20 protein-coding genes and 1 pseudogene are annotated in these 18,961 nt (G+C 67.8%); 9 read left to right on the top strand and 12 right to left on the bottom strand.

All coding sequences use genetic code 11. From position 1 onward, the window contains the following. Positions 1–203 precede the first annotated feature (203 nt). Positions 204–1,338 (top strand): annotated as a pseudogene (locus tag H8F27_RS07775) (IS5 family transposase). An 869-nt stretch (positions 1,339–2,207) separates the two neighbouring features. After that, a complete protein-coding gene (locus tag H8F27_RS07770) occupies positions 2,208–2,375 on the top strand; it encodes a hypothetical protein (RefSeq protein WP_197152905.1) in 168 nt (55 codons plus the stop codon). 264 nt (positions 2,376–2,639) lie between these two features. Here the strand turns inward: H8F27_RS07770 and H8F27_RS07765 are convergent, their stop codons facing one another. Beyond that, the gene (locus tag H8F27_RS07765) at positions 2,640–2,885 is read right to left on the bottom strand and encodes a hypothetical protein (protein ID WP_197152903.1); all 246 of its coding nucleotides are present in this window, start codon (positions 2,883–2,885) and stop codon (positions 2,640–2,642) included. A 92-nt stretch (positions 2,886–2,977) separates the two neighbouring features. On the opposite strand from H8F27_RS07765, the gene H8F27_RS07760 reads away from it, so the two are divergent. Together H8F27_RS07760 and H8F27_RS07755 are read left to right on the top strand one after the other, a co-directional pair. Beyond that, positions 2,978–3,211, top strand: coding sequence for an AbrB/MazE/SpoVT family DNA-binding domain-containing protein (locus H8F27_RS07760; RefSeq protein WP_197152902.1), 234 nt, complete (start codon positions 2,978–2,980; stop codon positions 3,209–3,211). Then, positions 3,208–3,609 carry a PIN domain-containing protein gene (locus H8F27_RS07755; protein ID WP_231596589.1) on the top strand — a complete coding sequence of 134 codons (402 nt, stop codon included), beginning with the start codon at positions 3,208–3,210 and terminating at the stop codon, positions 3,607–3,609. The genes H8F27_RS07760 and H8F27_RS07755 overlap by 4 nt, the downstream gene beginning before the upstream one ends. A 105-nt stretch (positions 3,610–3,714) precedes the next feature. On the opposite strand, the gene H8F27_RS07750 is transcribed toward H8F27_RS07755, so the two are convergent. The 6 genes from H8F27_RS07750 to rfbA form a co-directional block, all read right to left on the bottom strand. Further along, entirely contained in the window at positions 3,715–4,638 is a 924-nt protein-coding gene (locus tag H8F27_RS07750; protein WP_197152901.1) for an N-acetylmuramoyl-L-alanine amidase, read from the bottom strand. Positions 4,639–4,776: 138 nt separating this feature from the next. Beyond that, positions 4,777–5,670, bottom strand: a complete 894-nt coding sequence (gene rfbD, locus H8F27_RS07745) for a dTDP-4-dehydrorhamnose reductase (protein ID WP_197152900.1) — start codon at positions 5,668–5,670, stop codon at positions 4,777–4,779. A gap of 18 nt (positions 5,671–5,688) precedes the next feature. Further along, a complete protein-coding gene (gene rfbB, locus H8F27_RS07740; RefSeq protein WP_197152899.1) occupies positions 5,689–6,795 on the bottom strand; it encodes a dTDP-glucose 4,6-dehydratase in 1,107 nt (368 codons plus the stop codon). A 10-nt stretch (positions 6,796–6,805) separates the two neighbouring features. Continuing rightward, positions 6,806–7,183: a hypothetical protein gene (locus H8F27_RS07735; RefSeq protein ID WP_197152898.1), complete on the bottom strand. Its 378-nt coding sequence runs from the start codon at positions 7,181–7,183 to the stop codon at positions 6,806–6,808. A 179-nt stretch (positions 7,184–7,362) separates the two neighbouring features. Continuing rightward, positions 7,363–7,953, bottom strand: a complete 591-nt coding sequence (gene rfbC, locus H8F27_RS07730) for a dTDP-4-dehydrorhamnose 3,5-epimerase (protein WP_197152897.1) — start codon at positions 7,951–7,953, stop codon at positions 7,363–7,365. Then, complete coding sequence (gene rfbA, locus H8F27_RS07725; RefSeq protein WP_197152896.1) at positions 7,943–8,863, bottom strand: glucose-1-phosphate thymidylyltransferase RfbA; 921 nt, start codon at positions 8,861–8,863, stop codon at positions 7,943–7,945. The genes rfbC and rfbA overlap by 11 nt, the downstream gene beginning before the upstream one ends. Between rfbA and H8F27_RS07720 the strand changes: the two genes are divergently transcribed. Further along, a complete protein-coding gene (locus H8F27_RS07720) occupies positions 8,862–9,329 on the top strand; it encodes a GNAT family N-acetyltransferase (RefSeq protein WP_197152889.1) in 468 nt (155 codons plus the stop codon). The genes rfbA and H8F27_RS07720 overlap by 2 nt on opposite strands. A 4-nt stretch (positions 9,330–9,333) precedes the next feature. On the opposite strand, the gene H8F27_RS07715 is transcribed toward H8F27_RS07720, so the two are convergent. The 4 genes from H8F27_RS07715 to psbZ form a co-directional block, all read right to left on the bottom strand. Continuing rightward, entirely contained in the window at positions 9,334–9,654 is a 321-nt protein-coding gene (locus H8F27_RS07715; protein WP_197152887.1) for a hypothetical protein, read from the bottom strand. Then, positions 9,641–9,844 (bottom strand): type II toxin-antitoxin system Phd/YefM family antitoxin, encoded by a 204-nt coding sequence (locus tag H8F27_RS07710; protein WP_197152885.1) that lies wholly within the window; start codon positions 9,842–9,844, stop codon positions 9,641–9,643. Before H8F27_RS07710 ends, H8F27_RS07715 begins: the two co-directional genes overlap by 14 nt. A gap of 149 nt (positions 9,845–9,993) precedes the next feature. Beyond that, positions 9,994–10,485: a 6,7-dimethyl-8-ribityllumazine synthase gene (gene ribH, locus H8F27_RS07705; RefSeq protein ID WP_197152883.1), complete on the bottom strand. Its 492-nt coding sequence runs from the start codon at positions 10,483–10,485 to the stop codon at positions 9,994–9,996. Positions 10,486–10,489: 4 nt separating this feature from the next. Further along, on the bottom strand, positions 10,490–10,678 hold the full coding sequence (gene psbZ, locus H8F27_RS07700) for a photosystem II reaction center protein PsbZ (protein ID WP_197152881.1): 189 nt from the start codon (positions 10,676–10,678) through the stop codon (positions 10,490–10,492). Positions 10,679–11,009: 331 nt separating this feature from the next. Between psbZ and mutS the strand changes: the two genes are divergently transcribed. Next, positions 11,010–13,772, top strand: a complete 2,763-nt coding sequence (gene mutS / locus H8F27_RS07695) for a DNA mismatch repair protein MutS (RefSeq protein ID WP_197152874.1) — start codon at positions 11,010–11,012, stop codon at positions 13,770–13,772. Here mutS and H8F27_RS07690 read toward each other — a convergent pair. Continuing rightward, positions 13,736–14,404: a precorrin-8X methylmutase gene (locus tag H8F27_RS07690; RefSeq protein ID WP_197152866.1), complete on the bottom strand. Its 669-nt coding sequence runs from the start codon at positions 14,402–14,404 to the stop codon at positions 13,736–13,738. The genes mutS and H8F27_RS07690 overlap by 37 nt on opposite strands. A gap of 191 nt (positions 14,405–14,595) precedes the next feature. Here H8F27_RS07690 and holA point away from each other — a divergent pair, with 191 nt between their 5' ends. From holA to H8F27_RS07675, 3 genes are all read left to right on the top strand, one after another. Continuing rightward, the gene (gene holA / locus H8F27_RS07685; protein WP_197152864.1) at positions 14,596–15,576 is read left to right on the top strand and encodes a DNA polymerase III subunit delta; all 981 of its coding nucleotides are present in this window, start codon (positions 14,596–14,598) and stop codon (positions 15,574–15,576) included. A 214-nt stretch (positions 15,577–15,790) separates the two neighbouring features. Beyond that, complete coding sequence (locus H8F27_RS07680; protein WP_197152862.1) at positions 15,791–17,638, top strand: aspartate kinase; 1,848 nt, start codon at positions 15,791–15,793, stop codon at positions 17,636–17,638. Further along, complete coding sequence (locus H8F27_RS07675) at positions 17,638–18,957, top strand: sugar transferase (RefSeq protein WP_197152860.1); 1,320 nt, start codon at positions 17,638–17,640, stop codon at positions 18,955–18,957. The genes H8F27_RS07680 and H8F27_RS07675 overlap by 1 nt, the downstream gene beginning before the upstream one ends. Positions 18,958–18,961: the final 4 nt, after the last annotated feature.

Raw genomic sequence — 18,961 nt, 5'->3', positions numbered from 1 at the left:
TTTGCAGCGCCAGCTGCAGTCGATCGCTGTGAAACCTGCCCGGAGATCCCTGCCATCCCGGTGAAGCTGGCCGATCGACCCCGCCGGCCAGGGCTGAGTCGAAAGCGTGCAAAATCTGTACAGCTTGTACTGATTTGCAGACACACCTAAGAGTTTGCTGAAAAACCAAGCCTGCGCGAAAATGGATTAACCGCCCAGCCCAGATGCGAGGTCACCGGGAGCGCAGCGGCTCCCTGTTCTCCTACGTGTCGATTGAGGAGCGGATCCCGGCCAGTCATCCGCTGCGGCGGATCCGGAAACTGGCGGATCAGGCCCTCGATCGGCTCAATCCCACCTTTTGCGCGCTCTACGCCGCAGAAGGCCGGCCCTCGGTGCCGCCAGAACAGCTGCTGCTGGCCTCGTTGCTGCAGGCGTTCTACGGGATTCGCTCGGAGCGGCTGTTGCTGGAGCAGCTCCACTACAACCTGCTGTACCGCTGGTTTGTGGGCCTGAGCCCGGATGATCCGATCTGGCACCCCACCACATTCACCAAAAATCGGGAGCGGTTGCTGAACGAGCAGGTCATGGGGCGCTTCCTGGAGAAGCTGATGGGTGCTCCGGAGGTCAAGCCGCTACTCAGCGACGAACACTTCTCAGTGGATGGCACCCTGCTGCAGGCCTGGGCGTCCCATGCCTCACTGGAGCGGACCGATGGTCAGCAGGACCCACCGCCACCGTCGTCAGGCCCTGGCGAGGGCTTTGGCGCTCCAAAGCCCGGTAAGAAGCGGGCCAAGGGTGACTTCCGCGGCATCAAGCTCAGCAACAAGACCCACCGCTCCAGCGTCGATCCAGACGCCTTGCTGGCCCGCAAGTCCAATTCCCACCCGGCTCAACCCAGCTACCGAGGCCACGTGCTCATGGACAACCGCCATGCCCTGATCGTCGATTGCCGCGTTACCCAAGCAGTGGGTACCGGGGATGTCAGCCGCCAAAGCGATGGCGGCTGACATCCCCGGTGCCCACCAAAAAACCATCGGTGCCGACAAGAACTACGACACCAAGGGCTTTGTCGCCGAGATGCGTCGCATCGCCGTGACGCCGCACGTCGCTCAGAACACCGCCCGCTCTGGTGGCTCCGCCATTGATGGCCGCACCACGCGCCACGAGGGCTACGCCAAGTCGATCAATGCCCGCCGCGGTATCGAGAAGGTGTTTGGTTGGATCAAACAGTGGGGCGGTCTGCGCCAATTCAAACTGCGCGGCACCGACAAGGTGAGTGCGGTGTTTGGCCTGCACGTGATCGCCTACAACCTGATCCGGCTGGGCAACCTGCTCAAACCGGCGATGGCGGCGGCATGAACAGGTGGTTGCCCAGAGGTGTGCCAATGAGGCGGCCTCCAGGAAGCCCCAACGGGGCAAAACGCCTGAAATCGGGCGTTCTGAACCGCTGAAACGCATCATTTCAGCCCGAACGGAGCACAATCAGCTCTCTGGAGGGAAAAACGCGGCCTTTCAGGCAGTTTTTCCGCAAACTCCTAAGCAACGCGCCTGACCCAGGGTCATTCCCCTTCGAACCCTTCGGGTTCAATCAGCGAGCCAATCAAGAGCCATGGCCACGTCCGGGAAGGCCCTTGGGCCAGCAGGGAGCCCATGGGCTCAATCAGTCCTGCAGGAGGCCACCGGGGAATGCTGTTCTCCAAACCATCCCCACCGGGCCCCACATCGCCATCCAGCTGCAACTGCGGGAGCTGGAACAGCGCGAAGTCATCCTGGCCGGTGGACACCGGCGCCATGGTGCTGGGCAACGAGGTGCTGCTGGGGGTCATCCCCATGGAAGACATCGATCACATGCTGCAGCCCCGGTGAGCCTGGCCAAGTAGGCCGGTCGCCTGACGCAAGGTCATTCCCCTTCGAACCCTTCGGGTTCAGGCTGCGAGCGCTCAATCGCGCCGCAGCAGCTCTGGCCGCAGATCGAGGCCCTGGATCCGGCCGTCCGACTGGCCCGTGATTCCACGGATGCCCCAGTAGTTTTCCTGTACTGAGGGCTTGGGCTCGCTACGGTGACTTTGTGTTTTGACCGGCAAGGCTGGATTACGGTTTTTGCACCCCTGCTCCTCGCCCTGATCACACCTTTTACCAATTTATACCCATGTCAACCTCCTGGGAGCAGCTGCCGCCGTGGCGGCGGCTATAGAACAGCAAGCTGGCATCCAACGATCGACGTCGACATGGAGCGCTACGCGATCGAACAAGAGATCAAGCGGCTCGACGAGCTCAGCAGCAAGCTCAAGTGCAATCTTGTCCAGCACAGGCACCAGCTCGAACCCTCCGAACGCAACGCCAGGCGAGTCCGAGACGTGATCTCGTTGCTGGAGGAGTATGGGGGAATGGCGTGAACGCATCCATGGCGGGCATCCCTGCGGGCAAAACCCTTTTACCCCGACCACCCGCCCCGAGCTGCAGGGATTCGAGGTGCGTGCCCTACATGGATCTCCTGCTGCGGCCCCAGCTGCGGTCGATCACGGTGAACCCGGAAAGCCCCAGAATCCCGGTGAACGTGGCTGATCGCCCCCGCCGGCTGGGACTGAGCTGAAAGCGTCCAAAATCTGTACAGCTGTACAGATTTCCCGACACCCCCAAGCAACGAGCTTGACCCAGGGTCATTCCCCTTCGAACCCTTCGGGTTCAGTCAGCAGCCAATCGAGAGGCATGGCCAGGTCCGGGAAGGCCGTGAGACTGCAGAGGCCGCTGTTTGCCAGCCGCAACACCTCTGCGCCTGACATCAGCGCCATCGCCTCTGGGAGCACAAACAGGTGCCGCAGGTCGGTGCTGCCCAGCGGATTTGATGGAGCAACAGGGCTTCCGCCAATGGACAGCCAGCTGCTGGTCCACAGCCAGGTGCTCATAGCCCAGGAGAAGCGGCCATTTGCCATTGGGCAAGCCGAAGCCATGAATGATCAAAGATAGAATTTGGTAATTCACACGCCGGAATTCGGCCATGCGCAGCACCATCACAGCTCGCGGGCAAACCGTGATCCCGGCCGCCATTCGGACGCGCTTCTCCCTTGGGCCAGCCCAGCGCCTGGAATGGATCGTGGAGGCCGATGGCTCCATCCGGGTGGTACCGGTGGATCCCTCCCCTGTGAAAGCCTTCCGTGGCATGGGCCGCCGTAGCGGCTCCAGCCAACGCCTGCTGGCCGATCGCGAAGCCGAGCGGCTGGCAGATGAATGACCCGCCAGATGGGATCGCTGCTCCTGCTCGACACCTCGGCGCTGCTCACGCTGCGCGACGACGAACCGGGCGCCGAACGGGTCGAACAGACCTTGGAGCAACCCGACCGCTGCTACGCCTGCTTTCTAAGCCGGATGGAGGTGCTCTACCGCGTGTGGAAAGACGAGGACGAGCGCGCCGGCCGCCTGGCCTATGAGCAACTCAAGGCCCTGCCGCTGCGCTGGGTGGAGGCCTCAGAGCGTCTGCTGGAACAAGCCGCCAGCATCAAGACGCGTCACTCGCTCTCGCTGGCCGATGCCTGGATCGCTGCGGCGGCGCAGCAGGTGGGCGCCACCCTGTTGCACAAGGATCCCGAGTTCCGCGCGATTGTCGATCTTCCGCAGGAGTGGCTCCGTTGATCGCTGGCCCCAACAGGGGCTGACAGTGCCTGAGCTGACCGCTCCCAGCTCCGAGCCCAGTTCCAAATACGGTTCCAAATACGGTTCCGAACCCTGAATTGCCCCTCAGCCGCCGCGACGCTCGGCCAGGGCAAAGGGATCGAAGCTGGCGCTGATCCCAAACTCCTCGGCAAACTCCAGCACCCGACACCAGGCCCGCCCCTCGCGCAGGATCCCCCGCAGGATTACCGGCGCCAGGGCCTGCTGCAGCGTGATCTCCACCAGCGGCCAGCCCACCGAAGCCTGCACCGCATCCTCCCGGAAAAGCGGCACCACATCGAGGGCGCCCACGATAATCCGGCGGCGCTGCCCATCCCACTCAAACGCAAGCCCGTAGCGCTCAAGCAGCTCGGCGGCCAGGGCCCAACTGCTGCCATGCTCATCGATCGCGGTTGCCAGGGGCTCGCCGCGCGCCTGGATGACGCTGCTGCGCACAAACTGCAAAGGCTCAGGATCAGGCGCCATCTCCGCACCCGAAGCACCCGTCGCACCCGCTGCACCCGCCTCGCCCCGCAGGATCTGGCGCACCCGCTGGCGCAACTGCTCACCGCCGGTGGGCGGGCCGCCCTTCTCCAGCTGAAGAAGGTCCCAGCGCTCGCCGGTGCCGCCCCAGATCACTGGGCCGTAGTTGTCGTGGGGCTGGCGCCCGTCGCGGTTGGCGGCGGCCTCGGCGTGGGTCATCAGCCGCTGGATGGTGATGGCGCCTGCATCCCAGCCCCAGCTGCGGGCCACGGCGGCGGCCTCCTGGCAGAGGGCCTCCAGCTGCATGGGGGTGGGCGGAATGGTCCAGGGATCGGGGCGCCCGCCCATGCAGGCGCAGCTCAGGGCAATCGCATTGCTGTTGCGCCGCCAGGTGTGGGCCGGCAGGTCCACCGCGTAGCTGTGCAGCCGCTGCACCTGGCCATCGCCTCGGATGATCGAGTGGTAGAGCCCGCTGCGCACCCAGGTGTAGGCCGTCGCGGCCCAGTGCAGATAGATAGTGGCGGCCATCGCCGGTTGTTTGCTTGCTTGGCACCCCCTTCGGCTAGCCAATGGATGGTCAAGACTAGGGGTTAGCAAAGGGATTAGCAATTCGCCCTGACCAATTACGGCCATGGGCACAACGACAGCAGCTGGCTGCCCCCCGGCTCAGCTCGCCGGCCTCACCTCAGCCAAGACCACTCCCAACACCTCAGCCAGGGCCGCTCGCCAATGTTGGGGCTCGAGCCCCAGGGCGGCCCGGCTGGCGCTGCAGTCGAGCAAGGAGTAGCTGGGGCGCTGGGCCGGGGTGGGGTATTCGGCGCTGGTGAGGGGCCGCACGCTGGCGGCCCGCTCCAGCAGGCCAGCCGCCACGCCCAGCTCGCCGATCGCCACCGCAAAGTCATACCAACTGGCCGCGCCGGCATCGCTCCAATGCAAGATCCGCGGTTGGTCGGCGCCGGCGGGGGCCCCCAGACCGATCGCCCGCCAGCAGGCCGCCGCCAGGGTGTGGGTGCTGGTGGGGCACCCCACCTGGTCGGCCACCACGCCAATCTGGGGCCGCTCGCGGTGGAGCCGCAGCATGGTGCGGCAAAAGTTCTGACCCACCGGGCCGTACACCCAGCTGGTGCGCAGCACCCGGGCACCGGCCAACTGCAGCGCCGCCACCTCGCCGGCGGCCTTGCTGGCGCCATACACCCCGAGCGGATCGAGGGGCTGGTCGGGCCGGTAGGGGGAACCCTGGGCGCCGTTGAAGACAAAGTCTGTGCTCACCTGCAGCAACCGGCCCCCCGTGGACGCCAGCGCTTCAGCAAAGGCCGCCGGAGCGCCGCCATTGACGGCCTGGGCCAGCTCCGGCTCGCTTTCGGCCCTATCCACCGCCGTATAGGCGCCGGCATTGAGCACCCAGGCCGGCCGGTGCAACCGCACCGCCGCGGCGCAGGCCTGCGGATCGGCCAGGTCCAGCTCGGCCCGGCCGCAGGCAATCAGCCCGACACCCTCGGGCCTGGAGTGGATCAGGGCCTGGCCCAGCTGGCCGGCAGCGCCGGTGAGCAATACCTTCACAAGCTCACCTTCACAACCTCACGCTGGCAGGCCAGGCGCCCTGGTGCCGATCCGCTGGCCCTGGTAGCCGGCCTGGGCCTGCACCCGCCCACACCAGGCCAGGTTGTCGAGATACCAGCGCACCGTTGCCCCAAGGCCCGCTTCGAAGCTGTGGCCAGGCCGCCAGCCCAGTTCGCTGGTGATCTTGGCCGCATCGATCGCGTAGCGCCGGTCGTGGCCGGGGCGATCGGTCACCGGCGTGATCAGGCGTCCATGGGGGGCGCCCTCAGGCCGCAGCTGATCCATCAGGCTGCAGATCGCCTCCACCACTTGCTTGTTGGTGCGTTCGCTCGGGCTGCCATGGTCGCCTGCCCCGCCCACGCAGTAGCTCTGGCCCAGGCGTCCCCGGGTTGCCGCCAGCAGCAGGGCCTCCACGTGGTCTTCCACATAGAGCCAGTCGCGCACGTTGGCGCCATCGCCGTAGAGCGGAATCGGCTCGCCCGCCGCCGCCTTGAGGATCACCACCGGGATCAGCTTCTCGGGGAACTGCCAGGGGCCGTAGTTGTTGGAGCAGTTGGTGAGCACCACCGGCAGGCCATAGGTGTGGTGCCAGGCGCTCACCAGGTGATCGCTCGCCGCCTTGCTCGCCGAGTAGGGGCTGCGGGGGTCGTAGGGGGTGGTTTCTGAAAAGCGACCCTCGGGCCCCAGGGAGCCGAACACCTCATCGGTACTGATGTGGTGGAAGCGAAAGCGCCCCTGTCGCTCGCTGGCCAGGGCTTCCCAGTGGGTCCGCACCGCCTGCAGCAGGTTGAAGCTGCCCGTCACATTGCTCTCAATGAAGGCGCCGGGCCCATCGATTGAGCGGTCCACATGGCTTTCCGCCGCCAGGTGCATCACCAGGTCCGGGTCAGCCGCGCACACGGCCTCGGCCGTGGCGGCCGCGTCGGCGAGGTCCACCTTCAGGAGCTGGTGGCGCGGGTTAGGGCCGATGCTGGTCAGGTCGCTGGCGTAGCCGACCTTGTCGAGGTTGAACACGGCCGCGGTCGTATCGCGCAGCAGGCGGCGCACCACCGCCCCGCCGATGAAGCCGGCGCCGCCGGTCACCAGCACCCGATTAATACCGGCAGGGAGCAGGTCAGTCATCATAAATTCAGGCTCAGGCGGCATCCAGTCGGCGGTCGAAGATCAGGGTTTTGACAACAGGGTTTGCTTTGGCCATGAAGGCAAGGGTGCGCTCCATCCCCTGCTGGCTGAGGAAATTTGCCTGCACCAGGGCCCTGAGGGTTTCAACGGTGTGGCTCTGCTGGCTGTTGGACACCTCATCGAGCACGGCAGCCACCACCACCGGCCAGTGGGTGCCGCGGGGAAGGCCAGCCGCTTCGCAGTAGTCAGCTGGGGCCACATCCACCTCGGGGGAGTGGCGAATGGCATAGAGACCCTTGCGGTGCAGGGCTTCGAGCTCCTCAATCCGGCGGTCAGCACCACTGGAAGCCGCAATCCAGCGATCGAGCAGCGCAATGAATTTATTTATCATCAGCCCCCTTGCCGGAACGGCGCGGCTCGTATCAGCAGAGTTATATCGATCCAGCCAGCCAATCGCAATAGAGCCAGCAGCCCCTGCCCAAGCCCGCGCCGGGGTCAACAGGCTTTCGCCAATTCAGCATTAATAAGTCGCAATGCCTGTTAGGTCGGGATGCCTGTTAATCCCCAAGCTCAGTCGAACCGATCGGCGGCGCCCAGCTCCGCCAGCAGCGGGGCCGCCCCATCCTTCTCGGAAAGCAGGGGGGCAGTCTCCAGCTGGGGCCAGCTAATCGCCAGGTCGGGATCGTCCCAGCGCAGGGCCCGCTCACAGCTGCGGCTCCAGAAGTCGGTGGTCTTGTAGAGCACTTCGGCGTGCTCGCTGAGGGTGAGGAAGCCGTGGGCGAAGCCCACCGGGACCCAGAGCTGCTGGTGATTGGCGGCGCTCAGCTCAGCCCCCAACCACTGGCCGAAGCTGGGCGAGCCACGGCGCAGATCCACTGCCACATCAAAGATCGACCCCAGCACGCAACGCACCAACTTGGCCTGGGGGTGGGGCGGCAGCTGCCAGTGCAGCCCGCGCAGCACGCCCCGGGCCGAGCGGGAGTGGTTGTCCTGCACGAAGGGCACGGGGCTCTGGCCATGGGCCGCCAGCAGCTCCTGCCAGCGCTCCCCATTCCAGCTCTCCAGGAAAAAGCCGCGATCGTCGCCGAACACCTGGGGCGTCAGCAGCAGGGGACCCTCCACCACGGCCCCACCGGAACCCCGCAACGACTCAGCCCGCATCGCCACTCTCCAGCAGCTGCAATAAATAATCGCCGTAGCCGCTCTTGCGCAATGCCAGGGCCAGGGCCTCGAGCTGGGCGCCGCTGATCCAGCCCATCCGCCAGGCCACCTCCTCCGGGCAGCCCACCTTCAGTCCCTGGCGGTGTTCCAGGGTGCGGATGTAGCTGCCGGCCTCATGCAGGGAATCGCAGGTGCCCGTATCGAGCCAGGCCATGCCGCGGCCCATCAGTTCCACCTGCAGCAGCCCCTCCTCCAGATACTGGCTGTTGAGGTCGGTGATCTCCAGCTCGCCGCGGGCCGAGGGCAGCACCCGCCGCGCCCGCTCCACCACGGTGTCGTCGTAGAAATAGAGGCCGGTCACCGCAAAGCGGGAGCGGGGTTTGGCGGGCTTCTCCTCAATGCTCAGCACCCGCCCATCGGCGGCAAACTCCACCACGCCGTAGCGCTCGGGATCGCGCACCGGGTAGGCAAACACCGTGGCCCCCGCCCTGCCGCCATTGGTGGCCTGCAGCTGGGGGCTGAGGTCGTGACCATGGAACAGGTTGTCGCCCAGCACCAGGGCCGCCGGCGCACCTGCGAGGAAATCGGCGCCGATCAAAAAGGCCTGGGCCAGCCCATCAGGGTTGGCCTGCACGGCGTACTCAATGGCCATGCCCCAGGCGGAACCATCGCCGAGCAGCCGCTCAAAGGCGGCCCGGTCGTGGGGGGTGGTAATGATCAGCACCTCCCGGATCCCCGCCAGCATCAGGGTGCTGAGCGGGTAGTAGACCATCGGCTTGTCGAAGACCGGCAGCAACTGCTTGCTCACCGCCTGGGTGATCGGGTGCAACCGGGTGCCACTGCCCCCGGCCAGGATGATGCCCTTGCGCTGCTGCACCGATCGCCCTTTGTCTCCGGGTAATGCTGCCATGGACGCACCGCGCCTCCTGATCCATGCCCCAGGGGCACCCGGCCTGCGCTGGCTGGGGCTGGGCCCGGGCCTGTGGCCGAGCCGCGGGCTGTGGAAGCTGCAACGGCTCCTCAACCAGCACGCCTTCTGGGCCCAGGGGCGCAGCCTCGGCCAGCTGCGCCAGATGCTGGCCGGCAGTGCGGCGGTGGTGAGCATCTGGCGCGGCAAGCGGTTGGTGGGATTCGGGCGGGCCAGCAGCGATGGCGTCTTCCGCGCCGTGCTCTGGGATGTGGTGATCCCGCCAGACCTCCAGGGCCAGGGGCTGGGCCGCCAGTTGGTGGAGGCCCTACTGGCGGCCCCAGCCCTGCGCGGCGTGACCCGCACCTACCTGATGACCACCAACAGCGCCAGCTTCTACCGGCAGCTGGGCTTCAGCGACGCCGCCCCCCAGGAGCTGCTGGTGAAACAGAGCTCCTCCACCGGGTAAGACATCAGGCCAGCAGCGCCGCCAGGCCAGGTCGATAGCGCTGCCAGTGACGCACCATCGCAAAGTCGTCAGACTCGAAACACACCACCGGGCAACGCTCGGCGAGAAAGGCATCCAGAAGCTCACGTTGCGGCAAGCCAGTGAGCTCCTCCTCAAACTCCAGCACGCTCCAGGCACTCACCATCAGCAGGCCACCGTCCACCTGCTCCAACCAATCCAGTGCTGCAGCCCCGTCAGGCCCCGGCACCAGCAGTGCCCGCAACAAGGAGACATCGAGCAGCCGGCCATGGCTGCCCATCCGCCGCCAGGGATCAAACGGCTCCATGGCTTGCCTCGTGGTGCAGGCGACGTAAGCGCTCAAGCCACTGCTGGGCCGTGGGATCGGCCGAGGGCTCAAAAACCAGCCGCGCCACCGGCTTGCCATGGCGACTAATCACCACCGGCTCACCGGCCCGCACGCGATCAACCAATCCGGAGAGCTGTTGGCGAGCCTGTGCCAGTGGAACGGTGGTCATGGCGGCGGGATCGGTAGGGGGTTGATCCAGGGCTCTCGAGGAGGTTGTACATCTGTACAACCTCCCTAAGTACCTCGGCAGACACCCCCAGGGTTCCCACAAGCAGCCCGCACGGGAACAAGCCCCTCGGAAGCAGCTCATGAGACAGCTCAGGCCGGCAGTGCCGCCATCAAACTGCCCATCTCGAGGGCCTGGAGGGCGTAATTCCAGCCCAGGTTGCTCTTGATGCCGGCCCGCTCGAGGGCCTGTTGCAGGGTGTCGGTGGTGAGCACGCCAAAGATCACCGGCACGCCGGTGGCACGGCTCACGGCAGCCACGCCCTTGCTCACCTCGGCCACCACCACATCGAAGTGGGGCGTGTCGCCGCGGATCACCGCCCCCAGGGTGATCACCACCTGATAGCGCCTACTGGCTGCCAGGCGCTGGGCCACCAGGGGAATCTCATAGCTGCCGGGCACCCAGGCCACATCCAGCTGGGCGCTGCCGGAGCCGTCGCCGGAGCCAATATCGATGCCGTGGCGGCCCAGGCAGTCGAGGCAGCCGCTGAGCAGCTTGGCGGTCACTAGGTCGTTGAAGCGGGCGACCACCACGGCGATGCGCAGACCACCCGTGTCCGTAAACCGGCCCTCAAAAATCGCCAATCGTTCAGACCACGAAAAGACTCATACCCCAGTTGACCAGCACCAGCGCCACCCAGGCAATGCCCCCGAGCAGAATCAGGCGGTTGGAGCGGCCCGAATCCTCACTGCTGGCGTAGAGCACCGGCACCGCCACGATCAGCGCAAACGACAGCACCACCAAGGCCAGAACGGTGAGGGTGTTGAGGATCTGCATAGATCAGCAGCGGCGCTTTGCCGGTCAGTTGGGGGATTCTCACACGCAGGACCAGGCCTCCAGCACCGTTGCTTCACAACTCGATGCCAGCCCCCAAGAAGATCGACCAGAGCTACGTACTACCCAAGCGTGATCGATGCCTTGGCTGAAACGCTCTGACCACCGCCTTAGCCCACCAGGCCACCTTGCTCACCCAGGTCGCCGACTTCGAGGGAATTCCCGAGGTGGAGTTCATTCCCCAAAAAAGCTGACCTAAAAAAGCTGAACATTCCGGCAGAGCTGATCGGGCTAGCGCACCTACCATCAGCTCCCCCCGAGCAACCCCAGCGCCGTGGCCGCGGAAGCCGACCAGCAGCTTTCGCTTGCAGCCGCCCTGGGCCTGCCCGAGGAGAGCCCGCCGGCTACCGAGGAGCTGGCGCCGCCTGCCAAAGCGGGCCGGCCCCGCACCCGCCAGGCCAGCCCCAGGCCGGCGCCGGAAGCCCCGCCGGCAGCCGGCCCCGACCTGCCCCCCTGGCACCACCACGGCCTGGTGGAGCCGGAGCAGCTGCCGCCGATGCTGCGCCACTACGTGGAGCTCAAGCGCGCCCATCCCGACCGGGTGCTGCTCTATCGCCTGGGCGACTTCTTCGAGTGCTTCTTCGAAGACGCCATCACCCTCTCGCGCCTGCTGGAGCTGACCCTCACCGGCAAGGAGGCCGGCAAGGCGCTCGGTCGGGTGCCGATGGCGGGCATCCCCCACCATGCCGCCGAGCGCTACTGCGGTGAACTGGTGCGCCGAGGCCTGAGTGTGGCCCTCTGCGACCAGCTGGAAACCGCCGCCAGCAAGGGGCCAGCCAAAGGCGAACTGCTCAAACGGGGCATCACCCGCGTGCTCACCCCCGGCACCGTGCTCGAAGAGGGCCTGCTGGCCGCCCGCCGCAACAACTGGCTCTGCGCGGTGGTGCTGGAGGGCGCGGGCTCCAGCGATCGGGATCGTTCTGGCCGCCGCTGGGGCCTGGCGGTGGCCGATGTGAGCACCGGCGAATTCCGGGTCACGGAGCGCGAAGGCAGCGATGCCCTGCACCAGGAGCTGCTGCAGGTGGAGGCCGCCGAGGTGCTCTGGCCCAGCGCCGACGCCCCCGCCAGCCCCGCCTGGTGCCCCGAGGCCCTGCGGCTGACGCCCCTACCCCGCACCCCCTTTGAGGCGCCGGAAGCGTCCGCCACCCTCAAGCAGCGCTTCGGCCTGGCCAGCCTCGCTGGCCTGGGGCTCGGGGAAGCACCGCTGGCACTACGGGCAGCGGGCGGCCTGGTGACCTACCTGGACACCACCTTCCAGGAAGCCCAGGTGCCCCTGGATCCCCCCACCACCTGGCACGCCGGCGACCAGCTGGTGCTCGATGCCGCCACCCGCCGCAACCTGGAGCTCACCAAAACCCAGCTGGGCGGCAGCATCCACGGCTCCCTGCTCTGGGCGCTGGATCGCACCCACACCGCCATGGGCGGTCGCTGCCTGCGCCGCTGGCTGCTGGCGCCGCTGGTGGAGCGCGCCGCAATCCTGGAGCGCCAGGGGGGCGTCAGCGAGCTGGTGGCCCAGCGCTCCCTGCGGCTGGCGATCCGCCGGCTGCTACGGCCCATGGGCGACCTGGAGCGCCTAGCCGGCCGCGCCGGGGCGGGCAGTGCCGGCGCCCGGGATCTGGTGGCCCTGGCCGATGGTCTGGAGCGCCTGCCCCAGCTGGCCGCCCAGCTCGCCAAAGCCAGCAGCGCCCCCCTGCAGGCCCTGGCCCGGCCCTGGCCCGAGCTCGAGGCCCTGGCCGCCGACCTGCGCCACACCCTGCTCGATGCCCCACCCCTTTCCCTCAGCGAGGGCGGCCTGATCCACGACGGCGTCGACCCGGCCCTCGATGGGCTGCGCAACCAGCTCGACGACCAGGACGCCTGGCTGGCCGGCCAGGAAGCCGAGGAGCGGCGGCTCAGCGGCATCAGCACCCTCAAACTCCAATACCACCGCACCTTCGGCTACTTCCTGGCCGTCACCAAGGCCAAGGCGGCGGCGGTGCCGGAGCACTGGATCCGCCGCCAGACCCTGGCCAACGAGGAGCGCTTCGTCACCCCGGCCCTGCGCAACCGCGAGGGCGCCATCCAGCAGCTCAAGGCCCGCGCCGCCCAGCGGGAATACGAGCTTTTCTGCAGCCTGCGCGGCCGCGTCGGCGAGCAGGCTGCCGCCATCCGCAGCGCCGCCCGCCTGGTGGCCGAACTCGACACCCTCGCCGCCCTGGCCGAGGTGGCCGCCACCGGCGGCTACTGCTGCCCGGAAATCACCGACCCAAGCGGTCCCGAGGCCCGCCTGCTGCAGATCGAAGCCGGTCGCCACCCGGTGGTGGAGCAGCTGCTGGTGGAGGAGCCCTTCACCGCCAACGGCGTGGCACTGGGTGCCATCCCCGAGGCCGCGCCCGACTCCGATCCCCGCCCCGACCTGATCATCCTCACCGGCCCCAACGCCAGCGGCAAAAGCTGTTACCTGCGCCAGAGCGGCCTGCTGCAGCTGATGGCCCAGATGGGCAGCTGGATTCCAGCGGCTGCGGCGCGCCTGGGCATCGCCGATCGCATCTTCACCCGCGTCGGCGCCGGCGACGACCTGGCGAGCGGCCAATCCACCTTCATGGTGGAGATGGCCGAAACCGCCAACATCCTTCACCACGCCAGCGCCCGCTCCCTGGTGCTGCTCGACGAGATCGGCCGCGGCACCGCCACCTTTGACGGCCTGTCGATCGCCTGGGCCGTGGCCGAACATCTGGCCACCCCAGCCGAGCGCGGCGGCATCGGCGCCCGCTCGATCTTCGCAACCCACTACCACGAGCTCAACGCCCTGGCCGACCAGCTCCCGAATGTGGCCAACGCCCAGGTGCTGGTGCAGGAAACAGGCGACGCCCTGGTTTTCCTGCACCGGGTGGCCCCCGGCGGCGCCAGCCGCAGCTACGGCATCGAGGCCGCCCGCCTGGCCGGGGTACCGGCAGCGGTGGTGCTGCGGGCCCGCCAGGTGCTGGGCCGCATCGAGGCCAACAGCGTCATCCAGGTGGATCAGGAGATCAAAGGGGACGGCGCACTCGCCGCCTGAAGCCAGGCAGAGCGCAGCAGGGCGTTGCAGGCCGCAGCCACCAGGCCGGCTCCGCCCTTGGAGCCCTCGAGCCGGATATGCACCAGGCCACTCTCAGCCAGGTGGCGCTTGCTCTGGGCCACCCCCACAAACCCCACCGGCATGCCGATCACCAGGGCCGGCGCCGGCACGGTTTTTGCCGCCACCAGCTCCAGCAGCACCTCAAGGGCCGTGGGGGCACTGCCAATCAGCACCACTCCCGGGCGCAACGCTGCCAGCGCGGCCGCCATCCCAGCCGCCGTGCGCGTCGAGCCCGCCGGCGCCCGCTCGGGAGCCCAATCCAGCACGCTCCGCACCTGATTGCCGAACGTGCGCCCCGCCATCGGCGCCACCGCCGCCGCCGCCATCGCCGTGTCGGTGAGGATCGGCGCCCCAGCCGCCAGGGCCGCCAGAGCCGCCTCACAGGCCCCCGGCCCAAACCGCAAGTGTCCGGCCAGCTCTGGATCACCACTGCTGTGGATCAGCCGCAGCAACACGTCCTGCTGCAGGGTGCCCAGCGCCGCCAGCGCCGCCGCCGTTCCCGGCAAGTCTCGGATCAGCCGCAGGCTTTCACAAAAAATCGGATGATCAAACTCGGCGCCGGCGTCGGCCATACAACGTCGTCAGTCACCAGAAGAGCCTGCTCTACCGCACAGGCAGGGACCAAACCCGGGCGCCAAATCTGTCGGCGATGCAGCAGTGCTGGTCACCGACCATCCCGCCCTGGCCCAAAATGGCCAGCATCCCGTGCCCAGCGTCCTGCGCCTCTGAGCGCCGCCGGCAGCAAGCCCCCAGCCCCCACCCGATGCCCATCCACCTCTTCTGGGGCGAAGACGAGGCGGCCCGCAACCGCGCCGTGGAGGCCCTGGTGCAGGAGCAACTCGATCCCACCTGGGCCAGCCTCAACCTCAGCCGCCTCGATGGCAACGACGGCGGCCAGGCGGCCCAGGCCCTCGAGGAGGCCCGCACGCCCCCATTCGGCACCGGCAGCCGGGTGGTGCTGCTGCAGCGCAGCCCCTTCTGCAGCCAGTGCCCGGCCGAGCTGGCCGAGGGCTTCGAGGCCGCCCTGGCCCAGGTGGCCGAGGGCTGCCATCTGGTGTTGGTCAGTCCCGGCAAACCCGACGCCCGCCTGCGCACCACCAAGGCCCTGCAGAAGCTGGTGAAGGCCGGCCAGGCCCGGGAGCAGAGCTTTGCCCTGCCGGCCATCTGGGACGGCGCCGGCCAGGTGGACCTGGTAATCCGCACCGCCCGGGAACTGGGGCTCAGCCTTGAGCCGGCCGCCGCCGAAGCCCTGGCCGACGCCATCGGCAGCGACAGCGCGCGCCTGGCCAGCGAGCTCGAGAAGCTGAGCCTGTATGTCGGCTCCGGCGCCAAGATCGGCCTGGCTGCCGTGCAGGCCCTGGTGGGGGGCCAGGCCACCAGCTCCCTGGCGGCGGGCGATGCCCTGCTGGCGGGTCGCCCCGCCGATGCCATCGCCCTGCTGGATGCCCTGCTGGCCGCCAACGAACCGGCCCTGCGGATCGTGGCCGCCCTCAGCAGCCAGATCCGTGGGTGGCTTTGGGTCAGCCTGCTGGAGCGCGCCGGCGAGCAGGACGTGGCCGTGATCGCCAAGGCGGCTGGCATCGGCAACCCCAAACGCATCTATGTGATGCGCAAACAGATCCGCGGCCGCCAGAGCGCCGTTTTCCTGCGCCTGCTCGGCCAGCTGCTCGAGGTGGAAGCCGCCCTCAAACGGGGCACCCCGGCTGGCGACGCCTTCCGCGACGGCTTCCTGCTGGCGGGCTGAACTGAACTGAACAGTGATCTCCAAAACAATGCTCCTGGAGTTTGTACAGCAGTACAAACTCCCTAACAGGGCCCAACCAGATGCCAAGCCAAGCCCACCTCCAGGGCGAGAGCATGACGCTCAAAGACCAGGCCGCTCAAAGACCAAGCCGGTCATAGACCAAAGCGGATAATCAATCCTTATTTCACAGACGCCCACCAACGCCGCCCCCGCCATGGCCCTGCTGGTTCAGAAGTTTGGCGGCACCTCGGTGGCCGATGTGGAGCGGATTCAGGCGGTGGCCCGCCGCATCGCCAGCTGCCGGGAGGAGGGCCACGAGCTGGTGATCGTGGTGTCGGCCATGGGCCACACCACCGACCAACTCACCAGCCTGGCCGCGGCCATCAGCAGGAATCCGCCCCAACGGGAGATGGACATGCTGCTGGCCACCGGTGAACAGGTGTCGATTGCCCTGCTGTCGATGGCCCTCCATGCGCAGGGCGTGCCGGCCGTCTCGATGACCGGCACCCAGGCCGGCATCGTCACCGAATCGGCCCACGGCCGCGCCCGCATCCTGGAAATCCGCACCGACCGGCTGCTTCGCCTGCTCGCTGATGGCCAGGTGGTGGTGGTGGCGGGCTTCCAGGGCACCAGCAGCGGCGCCGGCGGCACCCCCGAGATCACCACCCTGGGCAGGGGGGGATCGGACACCTCGGCGGTGGCCCTGGCGGCGGCGCTGGGGGCCGACGCCTGCGAGATCTACACCGATGTGCCCGGGGTGCTCACCACCGACCCCCGCCAGGTGGCCGATGCCCAGCTGATGGCCAGCGTCAGCTGTGATGAGATGCTCGAGCTGGCCAGCCTCGGGGCCTCCGTGCTGCACCCACGGGCCGTGGAGATCGCCCGCAACTACGGGGTGCCCCTGGTGGTGCGCTCCAGCTGGAGCGAGGCCCCCGGCACCCGCCTCACCAGTGGCGCCGGCCGGCCGATCGGCCACGAGGGGCTGGAACTCAGCAAGCCGGTCGACAGCGCCGAGCTGGAAGCAAACCAGGCCGTGCTGGCCCTCTCCCATGTGCCAGACCAACCCGGGGTTGCAGCCCAGCTATTTGAGGCCCTGGGCAATGCCGGCCTCAACATCGACCTGATCGTGCAGGCCACCCATGAAGGCGCCTCCAACGACATCGCCTTCACCCTGGCCGCGGCCGAATCCGACCGGGCCCAGCTGGTGTGCCGGGAAGTGCTGGCGAGCATGGGGGCCGCCCTGGGCGCCGGCGGCGCCCAGCTCGGGGCCGAGGCGGGCCTGGCCAAGCTGAGCATTTCCGGCGCCGGAATCATGGGCCGGCCTGGCGTGGCGGCCAAGCTGTTCGACACCCTGGCCCGCTACGGCATCAACCTGCGGCTGATCGCCACCAGCGAGGTGAAGGTGAGTTGCCTTGTCGACGGGCAGCAGGGGGAGAAGGCCCTGCGGGCAGCCAGCGAGGCCTTCGAATTGCCCGAGCAGCACCTGCGTACCAACCCAGGCCCCTGCCAGCTCGGCGATCCGGCCGTGCGCGGCGTCGCCCTCGACCGCGGCCAGGCTCAGGTGACGGTACAGCGCCTGCCCGATCGACCCGGCACCGCCGCGGCCGTCTGCCGCACCCTGGCCGATGCCGGCATCAGCCTCGATGCGATCGTGCAGTCGGAGCGCACCCATCCCGGCCCGAGTCGCGACATGAGCTTTGTGCTCAAGCGCGACGACCTGGCCAGGGCCGAGCAAGCCATGGCGCCCCTGCTGCGCCAGTGGCCCGGGGCGCGCTTCGAGCAGGGCCCAGCCATCGCCCGAATCAGCGCTGTCGGTGCCGGCATGCCCTGCACCCCGGGCACCGCCGCCCGCATGTTCCGCAGCCTGGCCGACGCGGGCATCAACATCGAGTTGATCGCCACCAGCGAGATCCGCACCAGCTGCGTGGTGGCCGAAGCCGATGGGGTGCGCGCCCTGCGGGCGGTGCACGCCACCTTCAACCTGGGGGGTGCCGTGCTGCACCGGGCCCAGGGCACGGCTGCCCAGGCAATGGCTGCCCAGGACATGGAGGCCCCCAGCTGATGGGCTGGGCCCGCCCTCGCCTGCCCCTGGCCGTTGCCGCCAGCCTCGATGGGGCGGGATTGGTGCTGCTTGCCGTAGCCATCAACGCCCTGCGCCAGAGCACCCTGGCCAACCAACAGCTGCTGCTGCTGGCCTTGGTGCTGATCTATCTCAGCCTGGGCTGGCTGTTCGGCTCCTACACGCTGCTGAAACAGGCGCGGCTGCGCAGGAGCCGCATGCTTCTGCGGCTCGCCACCACCGCAGGGGCCTCTCTGGTGGCAAGCGCCCTGCTGGGCTGGCTGTTGCGGGCCTCTCCAGCAATCACCCTGCTGCACCGGGGCAGCCTGATTCCCCTGTTCAGCCTGCTGGTGCCCTGGAGCGCCCTTGTGCGCCTGGGCCTGCGCCAGGGGCGCCTGCTCAACACCCAGCCGGCCTGGCAGATCGTGGCGTTGCCGCAGGAAGCCGAGGCCGTGGGGCAGGAGTGGCGGCGCAGCCCAAGTGCCCTGCCGATGCCCCTGGTGCTTGAGTTCAGCCCAACGCTCTGGTCCAGCGATCCGCCCAGCTCAGCCATCGCCCTCAGCAGTGGCGTCGTCGCTGAAGCGAATGTGCTGCAGTTTTGCGAAAAGGTAGTGGGCCAGGGCCATCCCGTGATCTCCCTAACTGCCCTGGCGGAACAGTATCTGCAGCGGATTCCGCCCCGCTGGGTGGGCGATCAATGGCTGCTGTTCTCAAGCCGAATCGATGGGGAGCAGAGCAATTTCGAGCAGCAACTCAAACGCTTCGCCGATGTGCTGCTCAGCCTGGTGCTGCTGCTCCTGGCCAGCCCGGTGTTAGCCCTGGCGGCAGGGCTGATCTGGTTGGAGGATGGCGCTGCCGTGATCTATCGCCAGCAACGCACCGGCCTGCTGGGCCAAACTTTCGCCGTGCTCAAACTGCGCTCGATGGTGCCCGAGGCGGAAGGCGAAGACGCCCTCTGGGCCAAGGAAGGGGATGATCGCGTCACCCGGATAGGTCGCTGGCTGCGCAGAACCCGCCTCGACGAACTGCCCCAGCTGATCAACGTGCTCAGGGGTGAAATGAGCCTGATCGGCCCGCGGCCGGAACGACCCGAACTCGAGGTGAAGCTTGAGGCGGAGATTCCCAATTACCGGCTGCGCCACTGGGTGCGGCCCGGCCTGAGCGGCTGGGCCCAGGTGAATATGCCCTACACCTCCAGCGTGGAAGATTCGGAGCTCAAACTCAGCTACGACCTCTTTTATCTCCGCAACGCCAGCCTCTGGCTGGATCTGCTGATCATGGCCAAAACAATCAAAGTTGTTCTCAAAGCCGCCGGGCGCTAAGCCT

Source organism: Synechococcus sp. CBW1108 (assembly GCF_015840335.1).
GTDB lineage: Bacteria > Cyanobacteriota > Cyanobacteriia > PCC-6307 > Cyanobiaceae > Cyanobium_A.
The sequence above is the reverse complement of the archived record's forward strand: the minus strand, read 5'-3'. Positions and strand labels throughout refer to the sequence as shown.

Coding starts and splice junctions, on each gene's coding strand:
- H8F27_RS07770 (WP_197152905.1), top strand. CDS start 2,208: ATGGAGCGCTACGCGATCGAACAAGAGATCAAGCGGCTCGACGAGCTC.
- H8F27_RS07765 (WP_197152903.1), bottom strand. CDS start 2,885: ATGAGCACCTGGCTGTGGACCAGCAGCTGGCTGTCCATTGGCGGAAGC.
- H8F27_RS07760 (WP_197152902.1), top strand. CDS start 2,978: ATGCGCAGCACCATCACAGCTCGCGGGCAAACCGTGATCCCGGCCGCC.
- H8F27_RS07755 (WP_231596589.1), top strand. CDS start 3,208: ATGACCCGCCAGATGGGATCGCTGCTCCTGCTCGACACCTCGGCGCTG.
- H8F27_RS07750 (WP_197152901.1), bottom strand. CDS start 4,638: ATGGCCGCCACTATCTATCTGCACTGGGCCGCGACGGCCTACACCTGG.
- rfbB (WP_197152899.1), bottom strand. CDS start 6,795: ATGATGACTGACCTGCTCCCTGCCGGTATTAATCGGGTGCTGGTGACC.
- H8F27_RS07735 (WP_197152898.1), bottom strand. CDS start 7,183: ATGATAAATAAATTCATTGCGCTGCTCGATCGCTGGATTGCGGCTTCC.
- rfbC (WP_197152897.1), bottom strand. CDS start 7,953: ATGCGGGCTGAGTCGTTGCGGGGTTCCGGTGGGGCCGTGGTGGAGGGT.
- H8F27_RS07720 (WP_197152889.1), top strand. CDS start 8,862: ATGGACGCACCGCGCCTCCTGATCCATGCCCCAGGGGCACCCGGCCTG.
- rfbA (WP_197152896.1), bottom strand. CDS start 8,863: ATGGCAGCATTACCCGGAGACAAAGGGCGATCGGTGCAGCAGCGCAAG.
- H8F27_RS07715 (WP_197152887.1), bottom strand. CDS start 9,654: ATGGAGCCGTTTGATCCCTGGCGGCGGATGGGCAGCCATGGCCGGCTG.
- H8F27_RS07710 (WP_197152885.1), bottom strand. CDS start 9,844: ATGACCACCGTTCCACTGGCACAGGCTCGCCAACAGCTCTCCGGATTG.
- psbZ (WP_197152881.1), bottom strand. CDS start 10,678: ATGCAGATCCTCAACACCCTCACCGTTCTGGCCTTGGTGGTGCTGTCG.
- H8F27_RS07690 (WP_197152866.1), bottom strand. CDS start 14,404: ATGGCCGACGCCGGCGCCGAGTTTGATCATCCGATTTTTTGTGAAAGC.
- holA (WP_197152864.1), top strand. CDS start 14,596: ATGCCCATCCACCTCTTCTGGGGCGAAGACGAGGCGGCCCGCAACCGC.
- H8F27_RS07680 (WP_197152862.1), top strand. CDS start 15,791: ATGGCCCTGCTGGTTCAGAAGTTTGGCGGCACCTCGGTGGCCGATGTG.
- H8F27_RS07675 (WP_197152860.1), top strand. CDS start 17,638: ATGGGCTGGGCCCGCCCTCGCCTGCCCCTGGCCGTTGCCGCCAGCCTC.